At 33.2% G+C, this 8,870-nt stretch carries 11 protein-coding genes; 4 read left to right on the top strand and 7 right to left on the bottom strand.

The genetic code is table 11. The annotated features are described in order from the left end of the window. The 4 genes from BM350_RS27300 to BM350_RS25680 form a co-directional block, all read left to right on the top strand. A partial coding sequence (locus BM350_RS27300; RefSeq protein WP_211482644.1) for a hypothetical protein occupies positions 1-208 on the top strand: 208 nt, incomplete at its 5' end. Between the two features lie 87 nt (positions 209-295). Beyond that, a complete protein-coding gene (locus tag BM350_RS25670; protein WP_090948336.1) occupies positions 296-784 on the top strand; it encodes a phage holin family protein in 489 nt (162 codons plus the stop codon). Positions 785-867: 83 nt separating this feature from the next. Then, positions 868-1,269, top strand: coding sequence for a hypothetical protein (locus tag BM350_RS25675; protein ID WP_090913447.1), 402 nt, complete (start codon positions 868-870; stop codon positions 1,267-1,269). Between the two features lie 86 nt (positions 1,270-1,355). Beyond that, positions 1,356-2,381 (top strand): GH25 family lysozyme, encoded by a 1,026-nt coding sequence (locus tag BM350_RS25680; protein ID WP_090913450.1) that lies wholly within the window; start codon positions 1,356-1,358, stop codon positions 2,379-2,381. A 58-nt stretch (positions 2,382-2,439) separates the two neighbouring features. Here the strand turns inward: BM350_RS25680 and BM350_RS27195 are convergent, their stop codons facing one another. The 7 genes from BM350_RS27195 to BM350_RS25715 all read right to left on the bottom strand — a co-directional run. Next, positions 2,440-2,613, bottom strand: coding sequence for a hypothetical protein (locus tag BM350_RS27195; protein WP_170857782.1), 174 nt, complete (start codon positions 2,611-2,613; stop codon positions 2,440-2,442). 658 nt (positions 2,614-3,271) lie between these two features. After that, positions 3,272-3,775 (bottom strand): hypothetical protein, encoded by a 504-nt coding sequence (locus BM350_RS25690; RefSeq protein ID WP_139232941.1) that lies wholly within the window; start codon positions 3,773-3,775, stop codon positions 3,272-3,274. A 314-nt stretch (positions 3,776-4,089) separates the two neighbouring features. Further along, on the bottom strand, positions 4,090-4,875 hold the full coding sequence (locus BM350_RS25695; protein ID WP_090913457.1) for a hypothetical protein: 786 nt from the start codon (positions 4,873-4,875) through the stop codon (positions 4,090-4,092). A gap of 281 nt (positions 4,876-5,156) precedes the next feature. Next, positions 5,157-5,804, bottom strand: coding sequence for a Phr family secreted Rap phosphatase inhibitor (locus BM350_RS27790; RefSeq protein ID WP_090913459.1), 648 nt, complete (start codon positions 5,802-5,804; stop codon positions 5,157-5,159). Then, positions 5,804-6,898, bottom strand: a complete 1,095-nt coding sequence (locus BM350_RS25705) for a Rap family tetratricopeptide repeat protein (RefSeq protein ID WP_090913461.1) — start codon at positions 6,896-6,898, stop codon at positions 5,804-5,806. The genes BM350_RS27790 and BM350_RS25705 overlap by 1 nt, the downstream gene beginning before the upstream one ends. A gap of 261 nt (positions 6,899-7,159) precedes the next feature. Next, entirely contained in the window at positions 7,160-7,585 is a 426-nt protein-coding gene (locus BM350_RS25710; RefSeq protein WP_090913462.1) for an Imm70 family immunity protein, read from the bottom strand. A 4-nt stretch (positions 7,586-7,589) separates the two neighbouring features. Continuing rightward, positions 7,590-8,870 (bottom strand): cytoplasmic protein (locus BM350_RS25715; RefSeq protein WP_244548086.1); only part of this gene is annotated, 1,281 nt, incomplete at its 5' end.

The following is an 8,870-nucleotide window of genomic DNA, read 5'->3' on the forward strand; positions in this document are numbered from 1 at the left end:
TTCTTTATCAGTTACAATAAAAGGTTTTCAGCAATATGTTCAAAAAACTGATGATAGATTAAATCAAATAGAAAAGGTGATTATTGATGAAAATAACAGCAAACGCAGAACTTTACGCAAAAGTTGTGGAAGAACAACTAAACGCTGCTATCCAAGAGAAAAACATTTATTTGGCTCGCGTAATCGAGTTAGAAGCAGAAAATCTTAATTTAAGAGAAGAAAATGAAAAGTTGAAACCAAAGTCTACTAATTAAGTAAGGCTTTTTTATTTTCACTTGAAAGGGGGTGAGGACCTTTGGAACGACTCAATAGTCTAGTAAGAACATTAAATATTACTGATGTCATTGGTTATCCACAGTTTAAAACAGCAGCAGCGATTTCTGGAGGATTAGGAACCATTATCAGTTTTTTATATGGACAAGCTAATCTAATTTGGATTACAGCGCTAGTGTGGATTGTGGTGTTAGATTGGATTACTGGTATTAAAGCAGCAAAGAAAGATGGAACATATGCGTCTGAATATGGAATTGAGGGCATTGCACGAGCTGTAGTGCTTTTTCTTTTGCCTTCATTCGCTCATGTACTTGATATGTTAGTTAAACTACCAGACATATTTTTTTGCGCCATCACAGGCGGTCTAATCTATCACATTTTTAATAGTTTCACAGCAAATTGTGCGCGAATCGGCTGGGAAAAATGGATTCCATCGCGTTTATTAAAAAGTGTTTCTTCTGAAATTGAAGCGAAAATTAGACGTTCAGAATCTAGAAAAAGCAAAAATTAATATTTTTAGTTACAGCACTGTTAAATTGACAGTGCTCCTTTTGTAAGTTGGAAAAATAAAAAAACAAATTGGAGGAATTTGATATGTCATTAGTAACTTTAGAAACTCAAGTAGTACAAGCTTTAGGCGGTATTTTATGCGCTGCAATCACAACTGGAATCGGTGTGTTAACACCACGAATTAAGTCTTATATTCAGGCTCATACAGACGCTAAAACAGCGACTGTAGTAGTAGATTCGCTGAATACTCTTAATAAAATAACAGAGTCCGTTGTGGCGGATTTTACGCAACGCATGGTTTCAGATGTGAAAACGAAAGGCGGATGGACACCAGAACTAGCAAATCAAGTAAAAGCAAATGCTGTATCAGCGATTAAAGAACAAGGTGCACAACTTATTCCACTGTTGGAAAAAGAAGTTGGTAATGTAGAAAAATTGATTGAATCTACAATTGAGCAAGTAGTTCTAAAATCAAAAACAAAGTAGATCGATTACTCAACTCATTATGTATGCAGGGCATTCCAATTAGGAGTGCTCTTTTATTTTTAAAATAAAAAAGGAGAGAATGAATAATGACTAAAAATATTGTAGATATTTCAAAATATAACGATAGTATTAATTGGGACGTAGCTGCTCAAAATCTTGATTTAGCAATTTGTCGTGTGCAATATGGTTCAAATAAAATAGACAACCTATATAAACAGCATGTAGCAAATCTAGAAGAACGAGGCATTCCACACGCAGCATATGCATACGGCTGCTATGTATCTGTGGAAGATGCAATTGTGGAAGCAAGGGATTTCATGGCTCGTGTTAGTCCTAACGCTAAATTCTTAGTTCTAGATGTGGAAGACGACACTTTAGATAGTTGTGGTGCTACTAACCTAGCAAAAGCCTCACAGGCGTTTATAGACACGTTAAAAGATGCAGGATGGAAAGTAGGATTCTATGTATCTCATCATATGTATGGCTCATATGGACTAGAAAATGTAAAAGCTGATTTCCTTTGGATTCCTCGCTACGGGAAAAAACCTGCATATCCTTGCGATATTTGGCAATATGCAGACAATGCAACAGGCGGTTATGTAGAGGGAATTGGTAACTGCGATGTAAATAAATTAGTTGGTGATAAAGATTTAAATTGGTTTGTTGGTAATGAACAACATCAAGAAGTACAATCCGATAGAGAAGAATCTTTAGGAACACTTACAACAACTTCTGAAGTTGCTAACATTCGTAAAGAACCAAATTTAGATGCACAAATAATGCGTACAGCAGTAAGAGGTCAAGGTCATACTTATTATGATTGGTTCTATGATGGACAATACTTTTGGTTCAAAGTTAACCCTGAAAATTGGATGCGTAATGATGTAGTATCCATTAATAAAGACGGCAAAAACAAAGGTGTCGTTTGGGTAAATGGTACTGATATCAATCTCAGAAAAGGTGCGAGTACTGGTGATACTGTTATCAATAAAATTACAAAACGTTCTGCTTATGATGTACATTACCGTTATGAAAACTGGATTTATGTAACTGGCGAGGACGTTGAGGGTTGGATGTATTTTGATGAGTCATATGTAAGTTGGCTTAGATAATAAAAAAAGAGCCGGTTATTTCTAGCCGGCTCTGTTCCTATAAGGTGATTCTAATTTGTTAACTAGCTCTTTTGTGATTAAGAAGTTTAACAATAATTGCAACGCCTATCGCGACTATAGGCAATTCTACAATTAATCGCATATTTTTACTATCAATCATGTATTCTGATAAAGCAAGTACTATGATTAAAAAACAAAAAACAGCTATACCCTTTAAAATTTTTTCGTTCATAAAATAATTCCACCTTTTTTGATTGTTTTTTACATTTTTAACCATAGTGTTTTTTCCTATAAATTACAATAGGTGTTTTTTGTTGAAATTAAAGAAGAATATTCTGGTAGTGAATTTTATCGCTAATATTTACAAAAAAATAGCCCCGCGCGAAACGGAGCTACAACAAAGAAAAGGCTGACTGACTAGGTCCATTACATCTTACTACTGATCTACTAACTTCGCAAAGTGAGAAAATTTGATTTTCGCCTTAACAAAATAACATTTTTATTTCTCAATACAAAATTATCTAACATATGATAAATTTAATTTGTCATAGCTAATACCCTATCATCCTATTTTCTTGTAGAAAACAAACTCTCTGTTATGAGGGTTTGTTTTTGTTTGCATATTTTGGTACACAGTAGTCACCTTATGAGGTACGTCAACGATTATTCCTTTTTTGAGCCACTCGCAATTTCTATGTTTTTTATGGCATTTTACTATACCGAATACAAAAAACTATAAAACTGGGATTATTAAGCACATTTTTCTTGAGTGACTCCAAAAGTAAAGAATCGTTGATGTACCTCCTATTCTGTTGAAGCATAAAAGAAAAAAGAGAGCATATGTGCCCTCTTTAGTTCTTCTCTCTAAGTCTTCTTTTTTCGTATTTATATTAACGAGTATAATAAGCAGACCCTGACCCTGTTATATAAGGCCATGGATGTGGATTTTCAAATTTTATCCAATAATAACCAGAAGACAATTTCGATCCTCCATATTGATTAGTAAAAATAACTCCTTTCGAACTATTCCTTGGATAATTTGTATGAGAAACTGCATGATCCCAACCAACTGTTGGATCTTTCATTAGTGTTACTTTAAAATCTCCTGAAGCATCACTTTTAGATTTCAGGTGTATCTTTAATCGGCCCTTATTAGAATCATAATAAAATCTAGTAGTACCATCTAAATTCGAATCAAATTCATAAGTAAAGTTCCAAGGTAATGATTTCGTTGTAAGTGTTGTAATGGATTCCTCTTTACCTTCAGATGTTTGTAATACAACAGAAGAATTGTCTTCTGATACTAAAGCATTATTTGTCGAAAGAGTATCAGCCTGTGCATCACTACCAAAAAAAGTTACAGAAAGAGTCAGAATCATAGTAACAATAGCCATACTTATTTTTCTAAACACTTCAACAGCTCCTTTTATAATGGTTTATTTGTTTTCAAAATCATTATAAAAGTAATTTTTTGTAAAATCAACATAAAAATAGAAAAATACAAAGTATTATTCCTTCTAATAATCTAACTTGTTTAGAAAGAATAACGTTTTTTACTTTGTAGGATAGTGAATATTTTTAAGTTGATAGATGTATGGTACTACCCCTACATGAGGATAGTTTTTTGTAAACTATTTCTTTAACATACAATTTTTTTTGGTCGTGTCGGGCCTACATGCGAATTTAAAGTATTGCTCTTTGTATGCCTTTATACTAAATCCTTATATATTCTTTTTTGCTTCTTCGATTCTTGAATAAAACACTCAAAATATACTTCTCTTAAGATACTTAACAAATCTAACATTTCATATTTTTTAATAGGAATTACTAAGAAAACCATCGGTTTTAAAAAAGCAACACATATTTTAAATGAAGCGTATGTCACAAATAAAATAATTATTAACATTATAATAATTGATTTTACATAAAGAAAATCAAGATTGTTTGATTTAACTAATTCCTGAGGATTGCAAACTACTTGTATAAAAAATGTCCAAATTGAAACAAAAAAACTTATAAGTAAATACAAGCTTGTTCCGCTTGAAAATCGACTTTGATATTCTTTTTCTAATAATTTTATATACTCATCCAAATATTCTTTACTATATAATCCTTCTTCTTTTAAAAACATACGTAAATCATTTACCTTTTTTTCTCTAACAGATTTTCCATCATTAAAACATAATAAAAACCTTGTATTTAACAATGAATAAGAACACTTTTTTACTTTTTCTTTAAATCCTAAATCTTTAAGATTTCCAAATTCTTTTTCGATATTATAAATAAACATAAATTGTAGAATAGCTAGAGATAACACAAGTATTATTAAAAGTAACTGCCCTGTCATACTCTTAGGACCTAAAAATGCCAATATAAAGAGGGCAACTAAGCCAATACAATAGAATATAATCCACAAATTTCGTTTAGAAAATAACTGAAAGTTACTTATCTTTTCCTCATAAAACCGTATTACTTCATAAAACTGAGATTCCATATATGTTCCTCCTATATAAAAAATCTAACCTAAAATACGTATTCTCCTCGTATTATTCTTTAACAAAAATCAAAAAGATTGTATACGTTTTCTTGATTATTTTGTAAAAAACGAAGACAATAAATTTCGTTATGTCCTCGCTGTTTTATTTCGAGTTCCTCCTAAGCAGGGTAGGGGGAGTAATAGTGATGTGAAGTGCAAAGTAACATCCAATAAATGTATTAATAAAGAGAGCCGCTCATTTTTAGATGGGCGGCTTATTCTTTAAATCTATTAAAATGTTACGCTTGTGGTGCTGGTGTATCACCGTGTTCATAAGAAGGAGAACCACCGTGATTTCCATCAGCAGAGGTAGGTAAGTCAGCATGTGAACCAGTATCACCATCAGCTACACCCCACGGTTCCCCATGGCCATAAGCGGGTACACCACCGTCACCTTTATTATTAGCAGGTGCAGGAGAATCCCTATGCGATTCATTACTTACTATATGACCACCAGGATCTTCTACAGATTCATTACTTACCATACCACCACCGGGATCTTCTACAGATTTATTACTGATAATGCCACCGTCACCTCTATTATCAGCAGGAGCAGGGGAATCTCCATGTGATCTATTATTTATAACGCCGCTCCCATCGCCATGCTCAGTGTAAAAAGGAGAACCAGTGTCTCCATCGGCAGAGATAGGGAGATCGCCTTTATTAGCGTAAGTGCTCTTTGTAATGAAGTGGTCTCCATGTGTATAAGTTAAGCCAGGTCTTTGTGGTGCTGGTGTATCACCATGAGCAGCATATTGTTTAACATCAGCCTTTGATACTGGAAAATCTCCATGCCCTGCTTGTTTTGATTCAGAAAGGGTACTTGCTCCAAAAGATAAAACACCTGCAGCTGCTAATCCCATTACAGTTAAACTAAGCTTTTTCATTATTTCAATGCTCCTTTTTCTAGTAATTTTTGTCTTATTTCATAAGCCTTATGAAAATACTTTTCAGCCTGTTCTATATTACCTTTCTTATGAAATTCCATAGCTAGCATTTCACTATACTCTTGAACATACTCCACTAAATTTTCTCTTTCGAAGCAGGGGATTCCTTCCAAAACCACTTTTTCTATATTTTCTACTGTTGAAAATTGACATAATGCATTCAAAATCAAAAAGTGATGTTTATACTCATCATTTTCTAATTCTCCACAAATTTTTAATCCTGTTTCAATTAACTCCCTGGCTTTTTCTAATGCTCCTAATTTGTAATGTTCTCTTGCTTCTATAAAAATTGATTTAAAATGATTAGGGATTTTTATAGAAACTTCTGATAAGTGCCTAATAGCTAAAGGTGAAAGATTTTGACTTGCATATAGCAATCCCAAATTGTGCCTCACTCTTAAAGTTAAGGTTTCATTACCTTCCTTTTGTAAGATATTGATTGCAGAAGTAAAATATTCCTCTGCTTGTTCATGCTGTTTTAACTCTGAACAAGATAACCCTAAAACATTTTCACACAAAGCTACATTAACCTCATATCCTTCATGTTTTGAAAATATTTCATTTGCCTTGTTTGCATATTGAATCGCTAAAAGCGGCTGATACATTTGGTAATAAAATGATGCAACCCTATAATTGAACTCAGCATGTTCCACTTCATCTGAAACATTTTCTAATAAGCTTTCTGCTTTTTCATAATGCTTTCTAGCCTCATTGTAATTTGTAAGTATAGTAGAATGGACAGCCTTGAAGAAATGATAATAGTAAGCTAAAAAATTATCTGTTGGTGTAGTGAAAGACTCAATTTTATCAAATGAATTCTTTGAAATACTAAAGCCATCTGTTAAAACTCTATATCTAAAATCCAAAAGAGAGTAATAAAGAAGTAAATTTTGGTCTTCTTCTATAGTATGGATTCTTTCATCAAGTTCTTTCTTGAGTTGTGTAGCTTTGATTACATGTTGCGTTCTTATTTCTTGATACCAATCATTTAACAATTTTGTAATCTGCTCATTCCCCTTCACTGATACGTTCATAATATCCTCCTCATCCACATATTGTTAATTAAATATTAACATAATTCGGATAAATTAAAATAATAGATTAATTATTTTTCAATAAAAAATAGAATATTCAGTTTTAATATATTGAATAAAAAGCATGGATATCAATACCCATGTTTTAAAAAAAATGAATTTTATAAAGTCTCTATTTCTAAATCTCTTCCTTTTTTTCTAAAACAAAAACACCTCAGAATTTCATCCCAAGGTGTTTAAAATATCTATTTTTTTAAATGGTTAGCTATATTTCTTTTTAATTATTACATCCATTTTATCTTGTATTGAATCTTTTAAAGCATTTATTAATAAAGTGAAGAAGGTTGTTCCTCTAGGAGTAGCGTAATAGTTTTCCAAATTTGTTACCTGTTCAGGAAGGTTGTCTTCCCAAGGAGGTCTCTTAGCTATGTCCTCAATATCCCATACTACTTCTGATGGAGGTATTTCACTTAATTTTTCCCTAATTTCTTCTATATTTTTCAAAGCTTCTGGAGCATCTTTCCATTTTAATTTATCAAAATATAGATCTTTCATTAGTAGAGGGTATTTAGTTCCCCAACCCTCAGGTTCTGTATGATAAGACATTGTTGAGAAAAAGCTATGCAATAGGTCAGGATGCCCAACTTCATAGAAAAACATATCAACTTTAAATCCTACGACTGACATTCTATTAATCCTCCTTTATAAATTCTATTTCAGGTAATGTATTAGCTTTTTTACTTATTTCTGCTCTAATTTCCCTCAAAATATCATTAGAAACAGTTTGTCCCCTGATGTCTATAATGATAGTTTGTTTTGTTCCTTCAGGCAAGTGAGCAACCCTATCATTCACTTGTTTTACAATTGTATTTACTAAATTAGTTCTTCTTGATTTAGTAGAAACATCGTAATTTTTAACTTCGATACTATGTCCTTCTATGTAGAAGTCAGGCCTAGTGCTGCCCTTCGTATATCTAGACACCTCTTGTCTATCCTTAAAAGCCACTTGATCTGTGTAACCCTCAAATATTTTACCTACCTCATTTTCTGATGCTTTCCATGATGGTCTAGCAAACAGGAGATAATTACCCAGTCCACCTAAGTAATGTCCCCAATGACTCGATGAGGCTACAGTAGAGGCGGCTCCTGTCTCAATAGCTGTACCTGCAAACCCACCTGCCCAAGCAGGTTGTAACCTTGGTGTCATTGTTCCTGCAATATCTGTTACTTTTGTAAAATTTGCTCCTTTTGCTAGTGTAGTAATTTTATCTAGACCTTTAGTACCTAGCAAACCTGTACCAATTTGTGCTAGTGCATAACCACTCCATCTAGCTCTACTCTCTAAATCACCATTCCATACATCTCTCATAAAGGAATCTGATATAACATTGTACATAGTACTGAGAGTATCAATAGGATGTATTAAAGAATTACCTATGTTTGCCCATGTTTCTCCTTCACCCAAAGACAAGAATCCTTCCCATGCATCTCCAAAACCCTGTCTTGCACCATCCCGAAAACTATCCCCAAAATTCTCTAATTTGGATTTTTCTATTACTTCTTCTTCAAACAGACTATCATCTTTAAGACTTTCAGCTTCACGAGCTTTTTCCTCTGCGATTTTTTGGATAGGTCCCGTCCACTCCATATTCAATCCTTGCGTGCTAAATGTCCCTGATGCGGGACTAAAACCTTTTCCGCTTTGAACTTCTGCAAGACCTTGTGCGATGCTCGCAGCTAGTTGAAGTGCTGTATCATAATTACTACTAGAAGTAGAATTGAATTCACGCAGATGGTTTAACTTTTCTTGCAGCTTTTGTTTCATCATGTCAAAAATACCCATCATAGCTTGCATGCCGGGAAGGGTATTACTAATGACTTCAATACCTGCTTTCGTTTGGTCAATCCCTCGCATTTGTTCTTCTATTTCTTGTTCAATAACATCTGTTGAAGCTACTTTGGATTGAAAATC

This window comes from Bacillus sp. 103mf, from assembly GCF_900116295.1.
GTDB lineage: Bacteria > Bacillota > Bacilli > Bacillales > Bacillaceae_G > Bacillus_A > Bacillus_A bruguierae.